Annotated in this window: 19 protein-coding genes and 1 riboswitch; of the genes, 8 read left to right on the top strand and 11 right to left on the bottom strand. The window is 48.0% G+C overall.

Features of this window, described 5'->3' with window-relative positions:
* Positions 1-95: 95 nt before the first annotated feature.
* Together ACFQZE_RS22475 and metA are read right to left on the bottom strand one after the other, a co-directional pair.
* Positions 96-1274: an aminotransferase class I/II-fold pyridoxal phosphate-dependent enzyme gene (locus ACFQZE_RS22475; RefSeq protein ID WP_379361323.1), complete on the bottom strand. Its 1179-nt coding sequence runs from the start codon at positions 1272-1274 to the stop codon at positions 96-98.
* 33 nt (positions 1275-1307) lie between these two features.
* On the bottom strand, positions 1308-2225 hold the full coding sequence (metA, locus tag ACFQZE_RS22470; protein WP_379361321.1) for a homoserine O-acetyltransferase MetA: 918 nt from the start codon (positions 2223-2225) through the stop codon (positions 1308-1310).
* Between the two features lie 118 nt (positions 2226-2343).
* Positions 2344-2451: riboswitch (SAM riboswitch) on the bottom strand.
* Between the two features lie 387 nt (positions 2452-2838).
* On the opposite strand from metA, the gene corA reads away from it, so the two are divergent.
* The 5 genes from corA to ACFQZE_RS22445 all read left to right on the top strand — a co-directional run bounded on the left by corA (position 2839) and on the right by ACFQZE_RS22445 (position 7050).
* Entirely contained in the window at positions 2839-3774 is a 936-nt protein-coding gene (gene corA, locus ACFQZE_RS22465) for a magnesium/cobalt transporter CorA (protein ID WP_379361319.1), read from the top strand.
* Between the two features lie 97 nt (positions 3775-3871).
* Positions 3872-4774, top strand: coding sequence for a LysR family transcriptional regulator (locus tag ACFQZE_RS22460; RefSeq protein WP_379361317.1), 903 nt, complete (start codon positions 3872-3874; stop codon positions 4772-4774).
* Positions 4775-4785: 11 nt separating this feature from the next.
* On the top strand, positions 4786-5595 hold the full coding sequence (locus tag ACFQZE_RS22455) for a histidinol-phosphatase (protein WP_379361396.1): 810 nt from the start codon (positions 4786-4788) through the stop codon (positions 5593-5595).
* 205 nt (positions 5596-5800) lie between these two features.
* Positions 5801-6646, top strand: a complete 846-nt coding sequence (locus ACFQZE_RS22450; protein ID WP_379361314.1) for an EamA family transporter — start codon at positions 5801-5803, stop codon at positions 6644-6646.
* A gap of 95 nt (positions 6647-6741) precedes the next feature.
* The gene (locus ACFQZE_RS22445) at positions 6742-7050 is read left to right on the top strand and encodes a winged helix-turn-helix transcriptional regulator (protein WP_379361312.1); all 309 of its coding nucleotides are present in this window, start codon (positions 6742-6744) and stop codon (positions 7048-7050) included.
* Positions 7051-7155: 105 nt separating this feature from the next.
* Here ACFQZE_RS22445 and ACFQZE_RS22440 read toward each other — a convergent pair whose 3' ends face one another.
* From ACFQZE_RS22440 to ACFQZE_RS22425, 4 genes are all read right to left on the bottom strand, one after another.
* On the bottom strand, positions 7156-7512 hold the full coding sequence (locus tag ACFQZE_RS22440; protein WP_379361310.1) for a hypothetical protein: 357 nt from the start codon (positions 7510-7512) through the stop codon (positions 7156-7158).
* A 412-nt stretch (positions 7513-7924) separates the two neighbouring features.
* The gene (gene sdhB, locus ACFQZE_RS22435; RefSeq protein ID WP_379361308.1) at positions 7925-8689 is read right to left on the bottom strand and encodes a succinate dehydrogenase iron-sulfur subunit; all 765 of its coding nucleotides are present in this window, start codon (positions 8687-8689) and stop codon (positions 7925-7927) included.
* A gap of 2 nt (positions 8690-8691) precedes the next feature.
* Positions 8692-10449 (bottom strand): succinate dehydrogenase flavoprotein subunit, encoded by a 1758-nt coding sequence (sdhA, locus tag ACFQZE_RS22430; protein ID WP_379361306.1) that lies wholly within the window; start codon positions 10447-10449, stop codon positions 8692-8694.
* Between the two features lie 25 nt (positions 10450-10474).
* A complete protein-coding gene (locus ACFQZE_RS22425) occupies positions 10475-11146 on the bottom strand; it encodes a succinate dehydrogenase cytochrome b558 subunit (protein WP_379361304.1) in 672 nt (223 codons plus the stop codon).
* Positions 11147-11348: 202 nt separating this feature from the next.
* Here ACFQZE_RS22425 and ACFQZE_RS22420 point away from each other — a divergent pair, with 202 nt between their 5' ends.
* Together ACFQZE_RS22420 and ACFQZE_RS22415 are read left to right on the top strand one after the other, a co-directional pair.
* Positions 11349-12236: a LysR family transcriptional regulator gene (locus ACFQZE_RS22420; protein WP_379361302.1), complete on the top strand. Its 888-nt coding sequence runs from the start codon at positions 11349-11351 to the stop codon at positions 12234-12236.
* 140 nt (positions 12237-12376) lie between these two features.
* On the top strand, positions 12377-14008 hold the full coding sequence (locus ACFQZE_RS22415) for a CPBP family intramembrane glutamic endopeptidase (protein ID WP_379361300.1): 1632 nt from the start codon (positions 12377-12379) through the stop codon (positions 14006-14008).
* Here the strand turns inward: ACFQZE_RS22415 and uvrC are convergent.
* The gene (gene uvrC, locus ACFQZE_RS22410) at positions 13974-15824 is read right to left on the bottom strand and encodes an excinuclease ABC subunit UvrC (RefSeq protein ID WP_379361297.1); all 1851 of its coding nucleotides are present in this window, start codon (positions 15822-15824) and stop codon (positions 13974-13976) included. The genes ACFQZE_RS22415 and uvrC overlap by 35 nt on opposite strands.
* 187 nt (positions 15825-16011) lie before the next feature.
* Here uvrC and ACFQZE_RS22405 point away from each other — a divergent pair, with 187 nt between their 5' ends.
* The gene (locus ACFQZE_RS22405; protein ID WP_379361295.1) at positions 16012-16158 is read left to right on the top strand and encodes a YqzM family protein; all 147 of its coding nucleotides are present in this window, start codon (positions 16012-16014) and stop codon (positions 16156-16158) included.
* Between the two features lie 76 nt (positions 16159-16234).
* Here ACFQZE_RS22405 and ACFQZE_RS22400 read toward each other — a convergent pair whose 3' ends face one another.
* From ACFQZE_RS22400 to ACFQZE_RS22385, 4 genes are read right to left on the bottom strand one after another with little or no spacing between them, the layout of a single operon-like run.
* A complete protein-coding gene (locus ACFQZE_RS22400) occupies positions 16235-16489 on the bottom strand; it encodes a YezD family protein (RefSeq protein WP_379361293.1) in 255 nt (84 codons plus the stop codon).
* A 56-nt stretch (positions 16490-16545) separates the two neighbouring features.
* The gene (gene cysW / locus ACFQZE_RS22395) at positions 16546-17415 is read right to left on the bottom strand and encodes a sulfate ABC transporter permease subunit CysW (RefSeq protein WP_379361291.1); all 870 of its coding nucleotides are present in this window, start codon (positions 17413-17415) and stop codon (positions 16546-16548) included.
* Positions 17416-17474: 59 nt separating this feature from the next.
* Positions 17475-18308, bottom strand: a complete 834-nt coding sequence (gene cysT, locus ACFQZE_RS22390) for a sulfate ABC transporter permease subunit CysT (RefSeq protein WP_379361289.1) — start codon at positions 18306-18308, stop codon at positions 17475-17477.
* Between the two features lie 33 nt (positions 18309-18341).
* The gene (locus tag ACFQZE_RS22385; RefSeq protein WP_379361287.1) at positions 18342-19457 is read right to left on the bottom strand and encodes a sulfate ABC transporter substrate-binding protein; all 1116 of its coding nucleotides are present in this window, start codon (positions 19455-19457) and stop codon (positions 18342-18344) included.
* Positions 19458-19751 lie beyond the last annotated feature (294 nt).

Genomic DNA, 19751 nt, shown 5'->3' with positions numbered 1-19751 from the left:
GAAAGTTGCCCTCACTATATATATGTAGATATACATTTCCCGCCAAACAAAGGGCACACCCGCTATTCGGATATGCCCTCATGTGCTCCTAGTCCTTACTTAATAAGCTCGCCAGACTGCGCTTCAATTTCTTGTTTCGCCGCTTCAAGCGCTTGCTCCAAATCTTCAATTAGATCCTCCACATGTTCAATGCCAACGGAGAATCTGAGCAAGCGGTCGTCTACACCGATGGCCTTGCGAATTTCTTCCGGAATATCCGCATGTGTCTGCACAGCCGGATACGTCATCAGCGACTCCACTCCGCCTAGGCTTTCCGCAAATGCGATTAGCTTGATGTGGCGAAGAATTGGTTCTACATATCGGGCGTCCTTCAAACGGAAAGAGAAAATGCCTGTATTGCCGGAAGACTGCTTATTTTGAATATCATGGCCAGGATGATGCGGCAAAGCCGGGTAATAGACATCCTCAACGGCCGAATGCTGGAGCAAATATTCCGCAATTTTGGTTGCGTTGTATTCATGGCGTTCCATTCTCAGAGCTAGAGTTTTCATTCCTCTCATGAGCAGCCATGAATCTTGCGGCCCCAGTACTGCGCCGATGGAATTGTGGAGAATAGCCATCTGCTGGGACAGCTCCTCCCCTTTAGTGACGATTAAGCCCGCCAATACATCGTTATGGCCGCCCAAATATTTAGTCGCGCTATGTACGACGATATCGGCTCCAAATTCAATTGGACGCTGCAAATAAGGTGTTAGAAGAGTATTATCGACAATGACCAGCAGCCCTTTGGACTTGGCCCAGCCGCAAACGCCCTCTAAATCCGTAATCATCATTAGCGGATTGGTCGGCGTTTCGATTAATACCGCTTTTGTATTGGATTGAAGGAGTGCCGTCATGCCGTCGATGTCATTCGTGTCAACGTAGGAAACGGTTACGCCGAATCTCGACATAATTCTTTCAAGCAGTCTGTACGTACCGCCATACAGATCAAGTGAAACGATAAGATGATCGCCTTGGCTGAACAAAGAAAATACCGTTTGCAAAGCGGCCATCCCTGAACTGCAAGCAAAACCAGCATCGCCCGATTCAAGCTTAGCCGCCGCTTCTTCCAGCACAGATCTTGTCGGGCTTTTGGTGCGGGCGTAATCAAAGCCTGTGCTTTGTCCTAGCTTAGGATGGCGGAACGCGGTTGCCTGATAGACAGGAAAGCTGACCGCTCCCGTTACGGGCTCCTGGATGGATCCGATTTGAGCCAATTGACTTTCGATTTTCATCTGACTTAAGCAACTCCCTTATTAGAATATATATTAGATGCCAGCGCCTAAATCATATGGCGTTTGCTGATACACGTAATAATTGAGCCAGTTGGAGAACAGCAGATTGGCATGGGCTCTCCAAGTCGACAGCGGCATACAGGAAGGATTATCACCTGGGAAATAATTTTTCGGAATCGCAATGTCCATTCCTTTGGCTATATCCCTGTCGTATTCAAACTTTAAAGAGGTCGGATCGTATTCCGAATGCCCCGTTACAAAAATTTGCTTGCCGTCGCGAGATGCGACAATGTATACCCCTGCATCCGGGGATTCCGACAAAATTTCAAGCTCTTCCACCGCATCGATGTCTTCGCGCCGAAATTCGGTATGACGGGATTGCGGGACAAAAAACAGCTCATCGAATCCGCGTACCAGCTGTACATTCCTTTTTTCAAGCGTATGAGGGTACACGCCGAACACTTTAAAATCCAGATTGTATTTAGGCACTCCATAATGATGATACAAGCCCGCTTGAGAAGCCCAACAAATATGGAAGGTCGAAGTGACGTGACGCTTGCTCCAATCCATAATTTCCTTCAGCTCTTCCCAATAGTTCACCTCTTCAAAAGGAAGATGCTCAACAGGCGCACCGGTAATAATGAGGCCGTCAAAATAAAGATGGGAGATTTCGTCGAATGTTTTATAAAACGACTCCAAATGATCGGTGGACGTATTTTTCGACGTGTGTGTTTTTGGATGAAGAAGCACAACCTCGACTTGCAGCGGCGTATTGCCGATTAGGCGAAGCAGCTGCGTTTCCGTCGTTTCCTTCGTAGGCATCAAATTAAGAATGGCGATTCGCAACGGACGGATATCTTGTTGATAAGCGATGCTCTCGTCCATTACGAAAATATTTTCATTGCTCAAAATTTCTTTTGCGGGCAGGTTGTCGGGCACTTTAATAGGCATTCTGATCACTCCTAAACGAATGGTAGTCACTGGCATGGTGGTCATCAGAAGTCGGCAACAAAAAAGACCCTTTCTGCGTGAGAAAAGGTCGTCTGCTCGTTAAAAAAGCGTTCCGCCTCTCTCATCTCTCAGAAACATTGCTGTTTCCGCAAGAATTAGCACCGTGCTTCATATGCCGGTTGCCGGGCTTCATCGGGCTAGTCCCTCCGCCTGCTCTTGATAAGAAAGTTGTCTATTCAATTGTTTCATTCTAATTACCTTCACTTTAATGCATTCTGTTAGTCCCGTCAAGAACCCATCTTGCATATGCTGTTAAACCGGGCGACTTGCTGCTATTTTGCGCTTGAATGTTCTGCGGCGGCAGGAGTATACTAGACAAGGATTGGAACTTAATTAACATTTATTCGACATAAAAGGAGTGAATGAGGACATGGAAGGTGACTCACCGAGGCCCGATGAAAGCCCTATATGGACGCCGGTTGGCACGCACCTAGGCTGCATCTTCTTCCGTTCCCTGCATTCCTTAAGCGGGATACGTAGAAACTGATGAAGCGCCCCGCGGCGAATAATGCTGATCGGCAGTCTCCTGCAAGCGAAGAGAGGAGTTCTGCATATGAAAATCAGACATGTTAAAAATGGTGTATTTACAACGGTGGATAATATTGAAGAGACGCTAGTCGCTCCTTCGGAAGGCTTCTTTTGGATCGACGCGGACGTCGACGATTTGACGGTGCTCCAGCCGCTGTTCGGCATGCACGATCTGGCCGTGGAAGACTGCTTGAACGAAGAAGAGCAGCGTCCCAAAATTGAAATTTACGAAAGCCACTACTTTATCGTAATCAACAGCATCCGTTTCGACGACGAGGAAATATTTCTGCGTGCGCTTAACATATTTTTAGGGAAGCATTATATCATTACCGTCACCAAGCAAAAAATTAACGAGCTTCGTTCTTTGAAGCCAATTCTTTGGGAACAGGAAGTTACACGTCCCGATCAGTTTATGTATCATTTAGTCGACCTTGTTGTCGACAATTATTTTTCAGTCGGCGATCGAATCGACAATCGGATCGAGATGCTCGAAGAAGCCATTTTGATGCACACCAAAAAATCGCATCTTAATGAAATTATCGGTCTAAGAGCGGAAATATTGTGGGTAAAAAAGGTGCTCGGCCCGCAAAGAGAAGTTATTTTTACATTAAATAAAAAAGAACTTAAACTCATTGACGACCAGCTGCAAAAATATTTTAGCGACGTTTACGAAAATTCGCTCAAAATTGCGGAGTCATTTGAAACGTACCGCGATCTCATGGGCAACCTTCGCGAAGCCTATCAGTCCAGCCTGTCGAGCCGTGCGAACGAAATTATGCGCGTGTTTACGGCTATAACGACTATTTTCATGCCGCTCACCTTTCTGACCGGTATTTACGGAATGAACTTTGACGATATCCCCGGCCTCCATTATCGGTTCGGCGCTTACATTTTGCTCGGTATCATGCTTATTTTGGGATGCGGCATGCTTTATATTTTCCGAAAGAAGGAATGGCTCTAAGCCTTTCCTTTTTTTGCTGAGTAGCGCATATTTAGATATAATGTTGCTAATGGCGTAAAGTCCCGTCATGCCATTGTCGGAAGGGGGAATACTGGATATGAATCTCAGCCAGCTGGAAACCTTGCTAACCATTTCAAAAACGATGAGCTTTCGCAAAGCGGGAGAGCTCCTAAACTTGACGCAGCCAGCGGTATCCGCACAGATCAAAAGCTTGGAGGACGAGTTCAAAACCGTCCTAATCGATCGCAATCAGCCCGTAACGCTGACCGATCATGGACAAGTGTTTTTGGATCATGCGGAGCGCATACTCTCTATAATGGAAGAATTGAAACAAAAGCTCGACGATTTAAATCATACGCCTCAAGGCCATATTTTATTAGGTACGACATCATCCATCGCCATTCAAATTTTGCCGCGGGTCTTATCTTATTTTCAGAATCAATATCCATTAATTAAAACTACGATACATACGATGCCTTCCTCCCAAGTCATGACCAGCGTCGAGAATGGTTCTGTCGATGTTGGCATAACCTATCTATCCGAGAAGAATCCGAACATTGCCTCATCCGTCCTTTATTACGATACATTCGAGCTCGTTGTTTCTCCCGATCATCCTATGAGCCATCTCACGCATACCACCGTCGATAAATTGCGGGATGTGCCGATGATTATGCTTGCGCCCGATACGCTGGGCAGACGGTTTGTCGATGGGATTTTTCGCAAATACAACATTCAGCCCAATATCGTAATGGAGCTGTCGAGCAGCGAAGAAGTAAAAAGGATGGTGGAAATCGATCTTGGAGTCGCTATCGTTTCCAAGCTGTCCATCCCAACAGAGTTAAAGTTCGGAACACTTAAAATCATTAAAGTCCATGAGCTGGATACGACCCACCCGGTCGGTGTCGTCTACAAATCGGGACGATATTTAAATACAGCGATGCAGCAGTTTTTAAGTGATCTAAAAGGCATGCCTCAGCATCAATTTATTAGCAGCGAGTAGGAGTGATCATGTTGAAGTTCGATTTACATACCCATCATTTCAGATGCGGTCATGCGGATGGGAACATCGAGGACTATGTTAAAGCCGGAATTAAAGCTGGCCTTGGAGCCATCGGCATTTCCGATCATTCCCCGTATTTTTTCCATGAGCAGGATCAGCCATGGCCAAACATTACGATGGCTAGGAGCGACTTTGCCAATTACGTCGAAGAAGTGTTAAGGCTAAAGGAAAAATACGCCGGCCAAATCGAAGTGCTGCTAGGGATTGAATCCGACTTTTATCCGGAGCATGTCCAGGCTTACCGTGAAGCCTTTCAAAGGGTGCCTTTTGACTACATCATTGGTTCCGTTCATCAGGTGGGCGGAGTCAGCATTTTCAATCGCAATCGATGGAAAAATCTCAATGAATTGCAGCATATTGAAGAAAAGACAAGCTATTATGAGCTGATTGGACAATCTGCAAAGAGCGGTATGTTCGATATTTTGGGGCATATTGATGCGATGAAGGGGTATTACCCAGCCTTTTCTGATATTCCTGCCACGGAGCCGATCGATCGGGCGCTCCAAACGATTGCCGAATGCGGAGTCGCCATTGAAATCAACACTTCCGGCAGCACCAAAGACGTTGGCGGCTGGTATCCGTCTGACGATATTTTGGAGAGAGCTCTCCATTTCGGAGTGCAGGTCACTTTCGGGTCGGATGCTCATAAGCCAGGCAGAGTCGGCGATGAATGGGAGCTCGTAGCGGGGCGGCTGAAAGAGATCGGGTTTTCTCAGTGGGTGTATTTTCGCCAACGGAAGCCGGTCGTCGTTTCACTTTAATGCGGCAAGGAGGGACTTTAACCCGTCTCTCCTTTTTTGCGTGCGGTTCAATGACCGTATTTGGGCAAAAAAAGGGGACCTGCAACGGGCAGGTCCAAAGTTGTTATATAAAAGGGGGTCTTGTGTATTATAATATCCCTCTCGTGTGAAAGCTGGGTAACAGGAACATTTCAATTGTGTAACAATTTCGGGAGCGTGGAGAGACGTGTGGTTATGGACGGCAATAGGCAGTGCCATTTTGTTTGGACTGGCCGGCTGGTGGATGAAAGTTTCTCAAATGCGGGGCGGATCTACACGCTTGCTTCTGCTGGGACTATACAGCGCAGGTGCAGCCGGCTTTGGCGTTCACGCCGGAATTGAAGGAAGCCTGCATGAGCTGGCGGATATGCGGGTATGGGCGGCAGGCCTTATCATTGGGGCAGGCTCGGCTTGGGGCAATTCTCTTTTTATGAATGCATTGCAATACGGACCGGCAAGTTTGACCTCTCCTCTTACTAATTTAAATATTGTGCTCGTCGTCGCGATGTCTACTCTTTGGTATCATGAGCCTTTGTCGCTGGTGCAAGCCATCGGCATTGCCCTCTTGCTGCTCTCTGTTGTTCTCATTGCCTACAAACGCAAAGAACCGCTGTCGGTAAAAGAAAAGCGATGGTTTCTACTTGTCGGGCTTGCGATTATCATGTTTGCGCTGCGAAATGGAGGACTGAAAGTAACCGACGAACTCGGCCTCTCCAGCGCTCCTATTCTGTTCGTCGCTTATTTGCTTTCCGTCTTATGGTTTTTGCTTCCTTCAAAAGGATCCGTTAGCCGCGAAGCGCGTGCTATAGGGTGGAAGCTCGGACTTGCCGCAGGCCTGTTCTCTTACGGGGGGCTGCAGCTTTATGCGGTTGCCATCGCTACCGGACAAGCCAATTTGGCGGCTCCCATCTTTGCGACCAACAGCCTCATCGTCGCCATCGGCTCGATTGCGCTTTACAAAGAGCGGTTATCCGCCCCTCAATGGGCCGCCTTTCTTTTTATGCTTGCCGGCTTAATCGCAATCAGACTGTAGCGTATGCAAGTCCATTCTGGATTGGCTAACATTCCACACTTACTTTTTGTTTGTGGATATGCTACAATGGTACTACAAAAAGCGGGGTGATTCTGTTGGATTATTCGACAATGTGCCCAAGATATGAGGCTGCGGCCGATTTGTTAGGCAAGAAATGGACGGGTAGAATTATCCGGGTACTGCTCGGCGGGCCGAAACGGTTTAAAGATATTAAAGAGCAAATCCCTGAAATGAGCGACAAAATGTTGACCGATCGGATGAAAGAACTGGAAACGCTTGGCATCGTGAACCGTCAAGTTTATCCAGAAATGCCCGTGCGCATTGAATACGAACTGACACCAAAAGGCCGGGATCTCCAGCCTGTCATTGAATCGATTCAAACATGGGGAGAAAAATGGGTATAACAGCGAGCCAGCCATTCTATGCTCGTAATGAACAAATAAAAAAGCCCCGACTGTCGGGGCTTTTTTATATTTTGAAAATCGGCAAGGCTTGTCCCAGCTTAAACGTTATCCGTGGAAATTGATATACGGTCCCATCCAGGCGCTTGGAACAGTCGCAACATATTTATAAGTTCCCGCCGGCTGATTGCCTAAATATTTGGTTCCGATATGCATATCATGATTCGGTCTTCCGCCTTCTTCGCTAAAATAGCCTACATGTACATCTCCGCTTGCGGTTACGCGATAAACGCTTATAGTGAAAAATCCGTGAACATGCGAATCATAAAATTGATAATCAAAATATAAATTGCCTCCGCTGTGCGCATAAGTACCCGTTTGTGTATAAGTAGATGCTGACACAGTTGACGAAGCAAATGCGAGCATCATCACAAGCGCCAATAAGCTAAGACCTAATTTCTTCATTTCAAATTCCTCCTCGGTATGGGTGATCTTCAAAAGAACGAACAAACTTCACACATCTTCTTAAGTCCAATGCTCAATCCATCTTTAGTAGAAGCTATGCAAACTCATTTGTATGTTCTACGATCACCTCCAGAAAAAAATAGTCGCTTAACCCTTTTCTTCTAAGCTGCAACATACTCTAGGAGGAAAATAAAACGCAACACCAGTCTACCATCCTCTACGTTTTCTGGCAATGGTTTCAATTTTACATAGAGAGTTGACTTTAGTCGGCTCATAAATTATTATTGATAATAATTATCAATATCAAAACTTGTTTTCCTATTTTCACATAAAAAAACCGGCCTCGAAGCGTTTAAGCCCCGAATGCCGGTTGCATGAAACAGCAGCCCTCAAGCTGCCGCGTTTATGTGAACTACATGCCAAGCCATTTTTTGAACAGGTGCTTGGTGGTGTCCTTGTTCATCGCCGCGATGGAAGTCGTCAGCGGAATGCCCTTTGGACAGGAGCGCACGCAGTTTTGCGAGTTGCCGCAGCCTTCGATACCACCGTCAGTCATAAGCGCGTCGAGACGCTCTTCCTGGTTCATTTCGCCTGTTGGATGCGCATTGAACAAACGCACTTGCGAAATGGCCGCAGGACCAATAAAGCTGTTGCGGTCGTTAACGTTCGGGCAAGATTCCAAGCAAACTCCACATGTCATACACTTAGACAGCTCGTACGCCCATTGACGCTTCGTTTCCGCCATACGCGGGCCTGGGCCCAAATCGTACGTTCCGTCAATCGGAATCCATGCTTTAACCTTCTTGAGTGCGTTGAACATGCGCTCGCGGTTGATGACAAGGTCGCGGACAACCGGGAAAGTACGCATCGGCTCAAGACGAATCGGCTGCTCCAGCTGATCGACCAGCGCGCTGCACGCCTGGCGAGGCTTGCCGTTAATAACCATGGAACAAGCGCCGCACACTTCCTCCAAACAGTTGGAATCCCAGCATACCGGCGATGTTTTGGAACCGCTGGCCGTTACCGGATTACGCTGGATTTCCATCAGTCCGCTAATGACGTTCATATTCGGACGGTATGGCAGCTCGAATTCTTCCGTATAGGGCTTAGAATCCGGCTTATCTTGGCGGGAGATGATAAATTTGACGGTTTTGGAAGCTACCTTCGTATCAGCCATGATTATTCTCCTTTCTTCTTATCGGTGGAGTAATCGCGCTTACGCGGAGCAATCAAGCTTACGTCAATGTCCTCGTAAGAAATTTTCGGTCCGTCCGGTGTCCAGTCCGCAATCGTCGACTTCATGAACTGATCGTCGTTACGGTCCGGGAATGCCGGCTTGTAGTGCGCTCCGCGGCTTTCGTCGCGCAGTAGAGCTCCAAGCGTCATCGCTTCCGACAGCTCAAGCATGTTCCACAGCTGGCGTGTAAACGCTACGCCGGCGTTGTTCCACTGAGCCGTATCGTTAATGTTGATGTTGCGGTAGCGCTGTTTCAGTTCCTTAATTTTGCCGATCGTCGCTTCCAACTTGTCGTTGAAGCGTACAACCGTCATATTGTTGGTCATCCACTCGCCAAGCTCTTTATGAATGACATAAGCGTTTTCCGTACCGTTCATGCCAAGAATGCCATTGTATTTATCCAAGTGGGATTTCGTCGCGCGGTCGAATACAGTCGACGAAATATCTTCAGCGGATTTTTTAAGGCCTTTAATGTATTCCACCGCTTTCGGACCGGCAACCATGCCGCCGTAAATCGCGGAAAGCAACGAGTTCGCGCCAAGACGGTTCGCGCCATGGTATTGATACTCGCACTCGCCTGCCGCAAACAAACCTGGGATATTCGTCATTTGGTTGTAGTCAACCCACATGCCGCCCATTGAGTAGTGAACCGCAGGGAAAATTTTCATCGGAATTTTACGCGGGTCGTCGCCCATAAACTTTTCGTAAATTTCGATAATGCCGCCAAGCTTAACGTCAAGTTCCTTCGGATCTTTATGGGAAAGATCGAGGTAAACCATGTTTTCGCCGTTAATACCAAGCTTTTCGTCTACGCAAACGTGGAAAATTTCGCGAGTCGCGATATCGCGAGGAACCAGGTTTCCGTAAGCCGGATATTTCTCCTCCAGGAAGTACCAAGGCTTGCCGTCTTTGTAAGTCCAGACGCGTCCGCCTTCGCCGCGCGCCGATTCCGACATAAGACGCAGCTTGTCGTCACCAGGAATCGCTGTCGGGTGAATTTGGATAAACTCGCCGTTCGCATATTTTACGCCTTGCTGGTAAACCGCGCTTGCCGCAGTTCCTGTATTAATAACGGAGTTCGTTGTTTTGCCGAAAATGATGCCAGGACCGCCGGAAGCCAAAATAACCGCATCCGCACGAATCGTTTGAACTTCCATGGAACGCAAGTCTTGAGCCGAAATACCGCGGCATACGCCGTCATCGTCAAGAACCGCGCCAAGAAATTCCCAATGTTCAAATTTGTTAACAAGTCCAGCTGCTTCCCAGCGACGTACTTGCTCATCCAGCGCGTACAGAAGCTGCTGTCCGGTTGTCGCTCCCGCAAATGCGGTACGGTGATGCTTAGTGCCGCCAAAACGACGGAAATCAAGCAAACCTTCAGAAGTACGGCTGAACATAACGCCCATACGGTCCATCAAGTGGATAATGCCAGGCGCCGCTTCGCACATCGCCTTAACCGGTGGTTGATTCGCTAGGAAGTCGCCGCCGTAAACGGTGTCGTCAAAGTGTTCCCAAGGGGAGTCGCCTTCGCCTTTTGTATTCACGGCGCCGTTAATGCCGCCCTGCGCGCAAACGGAATGGGAACGCTTAACCGGTACGAGGGAGAACAGGTCAACGTGAACGCCGGCTTCCGCCGCTTTAATAGTCGCCATCAATCCGGCAAGGCCGCCGCCGACAACGATAATTTTATTTTTAGCCATTACGCTTCGCTCCTTGTCTTCAGTACTATCCGATAATCGTAGAGGTCAACGCGGCGTGAGCGCCTTCTTTGAATTCGTCGCCGCTGAACGCAACCAGAGAAAGAATAAACATAGCCGATACGATGACGAACACGCCCATGCAAATGTAGGAAGAAATTCGTTGCGCTTTCGGTCCGATCGTAATGCCCCAGCTGATCAGAAACGCCCAAAGCCCGTTGCTGAAGTGGAAAACGGCTGCAAGCACGCCAATGATGTACAAAACGAAATAAACAGGATTGCTTGCAATGTGATGCATGGTCGAACCCAGTTCCTCATGCGTAATGTTGCCGAGATACACCTGCATCCGCGTCTGATAAACGTGCCAGAAAACGAATACAAAAGTAATCACACCTGTTACGCGCTGTGCGGTAAACGCCCAGTTGCGCCCATACTGAAAGCGGCCCGTATTAGAGTTCGACTGGTATGCGACGTACAAGCCGTAAATACCGTGAAACAAAATCGGGAGGTAAATGCCGAAAATTTCGAGAAGCGTTACCAGCGGCAAGCTGTTAATAAGACTTACGCCTTTTTCGAAACCTTCCGGTCCCCGCTCGAACGCCTGGTAGTTCGTGAGCCCGTGCACAACAATGAACCCGCCGAGTGGAATAATCCCCAGAAGCGAGTGCAGCTTGCGCGAGAAATACGAATTTCCTTTCATTTTTCCTTCTCCTTTCAAGACTGTAAATGGCTCATTCTGTTGTGAAACAAATCATTGTACATTGTAACGCTAGCATGTACCCCCGTCAACAATTGTCGACACACTTTTGCCATACTTCCATCCTACTCTTTTTCATCTTATAATGGAATTGCATATTTTTTATAATTTCTTATAACAAAATGATATAAGGAGTTTTTTTGCTATGTATGAAGAACTGCATGTATTCACCGTTATTGTGGAGCAATCCAGTATGAACAAGGCATCTGCGCTGCTCAACCTGTCTCAGCCAGCCCTCTCTCGCAAGCTTGCCAAGCTTGAAGGCGAGATTGGCGTAGAGCTGTTTCGCCGTGTCGGAAAGCGTCTGGAATTGACGCGAATTGGCCAGCTCACGTATGAATACGCTCTGGAGCTCCGGCATCTGCACCGCAACTTTATGTCCACCGTTTCCGAGTTTACAGCTACGGGAAGATCCTCGCTCACCATCGGGGCTAGTTTGACGACCTTGCAAACCACTTTACCGGATTTGATCCAAATGCTCACCTCAACACATCCCGAATTCGACATTAAAGCCGTTACCGGCAAAACGCATGAAGTCGTTTCTTATGTAAGAGAGCATAAAGTGGATGTCGGCATCGTCGCCTCCCGGATCGATGATCCCGCCCTTCGCTGCGTGCCGTTGTTCGACGATCATTTGCTGCTTGTCCTTCCGCGCAACCATGTCGTTACAGAAAGGGGCTCGCTCAACATTCATGATTTGGACGGCTTGCCGATGATTCTTTTTTCAAAAGGCACCTGGTACCGCATATTGACCGACGAGTTGTTCGATACGCACGACATTTCGCCGGACGTCCGAATGGAAATCGATTCGTTTGAAGCGATTTTGCGGCTGCTGCATACTTGCCGGGCAGGTACGCTGCTGCCAAAGTCCTATATGCGGGAGCAGTTGCTCGACGACAACGATCTTTTGGTCGTTCCAATCAAGGAGCTTGAAGAAGCCAAGCGGACGACTTCCCTCATTCATATCGATCCTGCGGCTTTAAGCCCTTCGGTCAGACAATGCATTAGTGAAATAACCGCAAGATTCAATTGATTTAGTATTTCCAGATCGAGACATGGAAATCCGCGAGATGTAACGATTATGCAAAAGCCGCCTTTAAAGGATGGATAATTTATACATCGATGTGATAAGGTATTGTAAGGCTATCCCAACATATGACATAGAGGTGAACTATGGTTGAATTAATCAAACCTAAGGAATGGAAGAAATACATTATAGCGGCACTTATTTTTACAGTCGTTTTCACTTTAATGGAAATTGTTCCGCCAATTGTTTCGATGAACAAACATGAATACGGCGGCAAAGCGATCGCCAAGTCGGCCGCGGAAGAAACGGCGACTGCCTTTACAGAGAAGCAAACTGGTCTTAAGGTGGAGTCCGCACGGGCCATACATCAGGCCGATAAGCTGCTGACCGGCTATTTGGCTAAAGAAAAGTTAACGGAAGATTACGATAAGGAATTCGGCAAACGTTTTCCTCTCGATATGTTTCAAGTTAATTTGGAACTGGAAGGTGACAGCTATGGCTTTGTCTATATCCATCTATATAGCGGAGACATCGTGGGATGGAATTTGGTCGGAGTTGGCGAGCCGGTGGGAATTGATGAAACTTACTTCTTAAATTCAAGTTTTCTTGTCAACGATCAGTCATTCAAAACAGATGAATTAGACCAAGGATCGTTAAATCACGATGAAGAATATTCGGTTAATCCGATCGGATACAAAATAGGAAAAGCCGCTCTAGACGTAACGACTATTGCCAAACAAGTGAACGGCAACCTTGTCATTACAAAATATAAACCTGAGTTTGTCGTTCCCGACGATTACAAAAGCTACGTCAAAGGTCAGGATCAGATTGGCGGCTGGCTGACAGGAATCGGCTACGGACTCATGAGCTTTATACTAGCCATTCTTGCCATTATTTACGCCATTATTTACCGAAAGCATACGTCGTTTAAATACGGCATTATTTTGACAGCCATCTTCTTGATTGCCTATATCATTATGAATCTTGGCGTTATGGACGGCGTTATTGCTTCTCAGGGCGAAATTCGAATGGAGCAATTTCTCGTCATTTCTATTGCGATTACGACTATTGTACTTGCTGTCGCAATGGCCGTTTCGGTTTACTTCTCCCTAGTCGCCGGCGACGGCTTGTGGAAATCGCAAGGACGCCAGCTATGGCCAAGGCTGAGAGACGCTGGTTACGGCGATTACGTATGGCGCAGCGTCGGATTGTCCTATTTGTTCGCGCTCATTATGCTTGGTGTGCAGCCGATTATCTTTTTGGCATTGGAAAAGCTGATCGGAACTTGGGGCGCAAACGACGTCTCGATGTCCCCCTACAACATGAGCGTTTTGTGGCTGATGCCCGTTCTTGCTTGGGCGGCGGCAATTTCCGAAGAGGCCATCTTCCGCTTTTTCGGCATTGGACTGTTCCGGAAATGGTTCCGCCATACGTTTGCGGCCGCCATTTTGCCTACTTTGTTCTGGGCGCTCGGGCATGTCATGTATCCGTTCTATCCATCGACAACCCGTTTGTTCGAGCTGATGATTATCGGCCTTTTGTTCAGCTTTATTTTCGTCAGATACGGCTTTATTACCGCTATGTTTACCCATGCTATCTTCAACAGCGTTGCAGTCGGAAGCTCGCTCATTATGGTAGGTGGGGCAGACAATATCGCATCTGCGATTATCTTTATTTTGCTTCCTATTCCGATCGGCTACCTGCTTAAATTGTGGAGCAAAAGAAAAAGGACGAATCCTCCGGTCAACCCGGAGTTTCATCCTGCAGAGCAGCAATAATTTCAGCGGCTAGCTTGTCGCCAATCGAGAGAGGCCTAAAGTCTTCGACGGAGGCCTCTTTTATTTTTTTGAGCGAGCCGAAATGTTTCAACATCGCCTTACGGCGCTTCTCGCCGATTCCCGGGATAGAATCGAGACGGGATTCCACCATCGACTTCCCTCTTTGCTCACGATGGAACGTGATCGCGAACCGGTGCACCTCTTCCTGTATCCTTTGCAGCAAATAAAACTCTTGGCTGTCGCGCGGCAACGGAACGATTTCCGCAGGATCGCCCGTCATCAGCTGCGCCGTTTTATGTTTGGCATCTTTAACGAGGCCGCATACGGGGATAAAGAGCCCCAGCTCGTTTTCCAGCACGTCGAGAGCGGCGGCGATTTGCCCTTTTCCTCCGTCCACCACGATGAGATCGGGTCTTACCAGCTCCTCTTTCAACACCCGCTCATAACGTCTGCGGACCACTTCACGCATCGTTTCGTAATCATCGGGCCCCACTACCGTTTTCACCTTATATTTGCGGTATTCTTTTTTATCCGGCTTGCCGTCCGTAAACACTACCATCGCCGATACCGGGTTTGTTCCTTGAATGTTGGAGTTGTCAAACGCTTCGATCCGGCGAATGCTCTCCATGCCCAGCCACTCCGCAAGCGACTGCGACGCTTTGACACTGCGCTCTTCATCCCTCTCGATAAGACGAAACTTTTCTTCGAGCATCACCCTCGCATTGTCTTGCGCCATCGATACCGCTTCGCTTTTCCTTCCGCGCTGCGGCATATGGACCTTCACTTTTAGCCAGCTGTTAAGAGAAGAGATCACTTCCTCCTCCTGCTCTGTGTCCTGCTCGGGCGGATGAGGCAGCAAAATTTGCTTGGGCAAAGCCGGATTGTCGCTGTAATATTGCGTCACGAACGTCGTGAAGTCCTCATATTCCTCACCGTAATACGGGAAAGTCGTGCCGTGACGCTCAATCATTTTACCCTTGCGCATATAAAGAATTTGAACGCACATCCAGCCTTTGTCGACGGCATAGCCGAAAATATCCCGGTCCATCGCATCCGACATCGTAATTTTCTGCTTTTCCATAACGGCATCGATGGCGATCATTTGATCGCGGTATTCCTTCGCCCGCTCAAACTCAAGCGCCTCCGCCGCAGCCGCCATTTTGCGCTCCAAATCCGCTTTGACGACATCTTCCCCGCCATTTAGAAACCGGGTAATTTCCGCTATCATTGCATCGTAGGTCGCCTGCTCAACATCGTATTCGCATGGAGCGACGCATTGCCCTAAATGGTAGTACAAGCAAACCTTGTCCGGCAGAGTATTGCACTTGCGAAGCGGATATAGACGGTCCAGCAGTTTTTTCGTTTGCTGCGCGGCATACGCATTTGGATAAGGGCCGAAATATTTGCCCTTGTCTTTGACAATCCTCCGCGTCACCTCAAGCTTAGGATGTTTTTCATTCGTTATTTTGATATAAGGAAAAGACTTGTCGTCTTTCAAAAGGACGTTGTATCTCGGATGATGACTCTTGATCAAATTGCATTCCAAAATGAGCGCTTCCATATTGCTGGAGGTCACAATAAACTCAAAATCGGCGATTTCCGATACCAGCTTTTGCGTCTTTGCATTATGGCTGCCGATAAAATAGGATCTGACACGATTTTTAAGCACTTTTGCTTTCCCTACATAAATGATAACGCCGTCTTTATTTTTCATTAAATAACAGCCCGGCTTGTCCGGCAGAAGCGCCAGCTTGTTTCGAATCGCTTCCTTCGTTCCGCCGGATGCCTTCGATTTTTTTTGTTCGATTTCGTCCATCCTATTCCCCTCCGGCCTCCCTAACTCTCTGATCACATTTTAGCATATAAGGCGCCCCTTTTGTTTTACAAATGTCTCCGCTTCCTTCTTTACAATTGTCCAAATGTTTGGGTATACTAATGTAAGCAATTGGACTATGAGCGTATGCTTGAGTTTGCCCTGCAAACTTCTAAGGAGGACGTCAACGATGGAGAATGTAAGAGATCCGCGCGAACATTACAATGAAGAACCTCGCCACGATCTGATGGATGTCGTGTTTGGATTCGGCGGCATGCTAGCGTTCATGACCATTATTTTCGCGGTAGCGGTTATCGTGAAATTCATCATCTCCTAATCATAGGAGATACAAAAAGCTCCGCGCAGCCGGCGATTGCCGATACTAGCGCGGAGCTTTTTTTAAACCATTGGATCTAACGGACGGCTCTTAGCGACTCGCCTTCTCCCCCCTTGGGAGAGGCACCTTTGCGCGGAGCGGATTGCTTGGGGGATTCAACTGGCGGTTGCTTCTGCGACGAAGCCGCATCGAAGCGCGTTCTCTCCGTCCGGTCAATTTGCACAATCCGTCCATCGTGAACGGTAATAATGACTTGCCCATACTGCAGCCCGCTTACTTGATTCAAAATTCTTTCCTGCCATACTCCATCCACTTCCAACGGTTTTGCCATTTAAATCCCCTCCATTTTGATAAATTAACTCGGATTTATGAGAACACTATATGCGGTTATCCGTGATTTGATGCTGACTTCCATTCTACGATCGCTTTGATGATAAGGGTAAACACAGCTAACATAACAAGGAGCGAAGCGACCGCAAACGATGCGGAAAACTGATATTCATTGTATAAAATTTCTACATGCAACGGCAGCGTGTTTGTTTGTCCGCGAATATGCCCGGAGACGACCGATACAGCGCCGAACTCGCCCATCGCACGCGCATTGCTCAAAATAACGCCATACAGCAGCCCCCACTTGATGTTGGGCAGCGTCACTCTCCAGAAAATCGACCAGCCCTTCGCCCCAAGGCTTGCGGCGGCCTCTTCCTCTTGAACGCCTTGCGCCTGCATAAGCGGGATCAGCTCTCTTGCGACAAACGGAACCGTTACAAAAACGGTAGCAAGTACGATACCCGGTATCGCAAATATAATTTGAATGCCCCGATCATCCAGCCATGGTCCCAAAAAGCCTTGAGCGCCGAACAGCAGCACATAGATAAGACCTGCAATAACGGGAGATACGGCAAAAGGGAGATCGATAAGCGTAATAAGCATGTTTTTCCCTTTAAATCTAAATTTGCTGATGGCCCAAGCCGCCGCGACACCAAAAATCGTATTTAGCGGCACCGCGATAACGGCAATGATGAGCGTCAGCTTTAACGCCGATAAAGCATCGGGCTCCGTCAACGATTTGATATAAACGGAGGCTCCTTTTCTAAAGGCTTCAACAAATACGGACACGAGCGGCAGCAAGACGACGAGCCCCAGAAACAATAAGGCGATTCCGATCAGCAGCCATTTGACGGCCGCCGGTTCGGTATTATGTTTTGGGCGCTCGACTTCCTTTTTGCCGGAAAATACGGTAATGGCACCGGCCATAAGTTACTCCTCCTCATTATCGATCGAAAATGACGCTGTTCTTCCTTATCCGCATCCCATTAATCCGATATCGTTCGGCGGTTCATCCGCCATTGGAGCAGATTAATAATGAGCAGCAGGACAAACGAAACGATAAGCATCACCGCGGCGATCGCCGTAGCGCCAGCATAGTCGTACTGCTCAAGCTTCGTCATGATGAGCAGCGGCGCAATTTCCGTCTTAAGAGGCATATTTCCGGATATAAACACGACCGAGCCGTATTCGCCGATCCCTCTGGCGAAAGCCAGTGCAAAGCCTGTAAGCAGCGCGGGCATCAGCTCCGGAAGGATCACCTTCCGGAACGTCCGAAACCGGTAAGAACCAAGCATAGCTGCCGCTTCCTCCGTCTCCGGCTCCATATCCTGCAATACGGGCTGGACAGTTCTGACTACAAAAGGCAAGCCGATAAAAATGAGCGCAATCGTTATACCGATTTGTGTATAAGCGACTTTAATCCCGAGCGGATCAAGCAGGGAGCCAATCCACCCCGTTTTGGCATAAATCGTCGTTAACGCAATGCCCGCAACCGCAGTAGGAAGGGCAAACGGAATGTCGACCAAGCTGTCGATAATCTTTTTACCTGGAAACCGGTATCTCACCAGCACCCAAGCGACAAGCAGTCCGAATACCGCATTGATAAGTCCCGCCCATAGCGCCGTACTGAAGCTGACGCGATAGGCAGCGAGCACCCTCGGATTCGTAATCGCGGCCCAAAATTCCGCCCAAGTCAGCTCGAACGATTTGAAAAAGATGGCCGATAACGGAATGAGGATAATAAGACTTAAATAAAACAGAGTGAAACCAAGCGATAATCCAAAACCTGGCAATACTCTTCGGTTCTTGGAACCTTTCATGTGAAGTCAGCTCCGCTCTTTCTAATTGTCATCTTAAGATCCAGGCGTATAAATTTGGTCGAAAATGCCGCCTTCAGAAAAATGCTTCGTCTGCGCTTCATTCCAGCCGCCAAAGTCTTTGATGCTCAACAGTTCAAGAGCAGGGAACTGGTCTTTAAACTCAGCTGCAATCGTCTCGTTTGTTGGACGATAGTAATGTTTTCCTGCAATCTTTTGGCCTTCGTCAGAGTAGAGGTATTGCAAATAAGCTTCCGATACTTCGCGTGTACCGCGATCATCAACCGTTTTGTCGACAATAGCAACAGGCGGCTCCGCCAAAATGCTAAGCGTTGGATAGACGATATCGAATTTATCTGGGCCTAGCTCGTTAATGGAAAGGTAAGCTTCGTTTTCCCATGCCAGCAGCACGTCGCCGATTCCGCGCTCTACAAAAGTGGTTGTCGAGCCGCGTGCGCCTGTATCGAGTACCGGTACATTTTTGAACAGCTTCGTTACAAAATCTTTTGCTGCCGCTTCGTCGTTGTTGTTATGTTTCAGCGCGTAGCCCCATGCGGCCAAGTAATTCCAGCGCGCTCCGCCCGACGTTTTTGGATTTGGCGTAATGACTTCCACTCCATCTTTCAGCAGGTCGCTCCAGTCTTTAATGCCTTTTGGATTGCCTTTGCGAACTAGAAAAACGATGGTAGATGTATAAGGCGAGCTGTTGAGAGCGTATTGCGACTGCCAATCTTTGTCCAGCAAGCCGGATTCCACGATCGCATCAATATCGTAGCCGAGCGCCAACGTTACTACATCGGCTTTCAAACCGTCGATAACTGCTCTTGCCTGTTTGCCTGAACCGCCATGCGATTGGTCGATTTCTACTTTTTGATTTTTTTCAGCCAGCCAGTGAGCGGCGAATGCTTTGTTGAAATCTACATATAATTCCCGAGTTGGATCGTAGGAAACGTTAAGTAATTTGACCGGAGGCAATTCTTTTGGCGCTTCCGACGGAGCTGCGGAGCTTGAAGGCGATGGCGATGCGCCGCTGTTTGTGGCGCCGGCGTTGTTGCCGCCGTTTGAAGCACCGCTATTCCCGCAAGCGGAAAGGAAGATGGCCGTTACTACAAAAAGAATGAATGCCTGAACTCGTACCGAACTTTTTCTCATTTTTCTGCACCCCTTGAGCATTTTGGTTGAGGCTAGATAAGAGTCCCATTCCGGTTTGTCCGGTCATTAAACAATTATTCCTACCTGTTTAGTTGGTTATTTATGAATATTACCAGCCGCATCCATCTTCTGTCAACCCATTATTTCGAAAAATAATAGCCGCTATAAGAATTAGTTATAGCAGCTTTAAAAGCGCGACATGGCTGTCGGGACAAACTGCGCAAGACATATCCCTCCGATCGCTGTTGTAATTGAATTCCCTGAACGATTGGCTGTTGGTTGGAATTCGATTAC

This window comes from Paenibacillus sp. GCM10027627 (assembly GCF_042675505.1).
Taxonomy (GTDB): Bacteria; Bacillota; Bacilli; order Paenibacillales; family Paenibacillaceae; genus Pristimantibacillus.
This window is presented reverse-complemented; position numbering and strand designations above follow the sequence as displayed.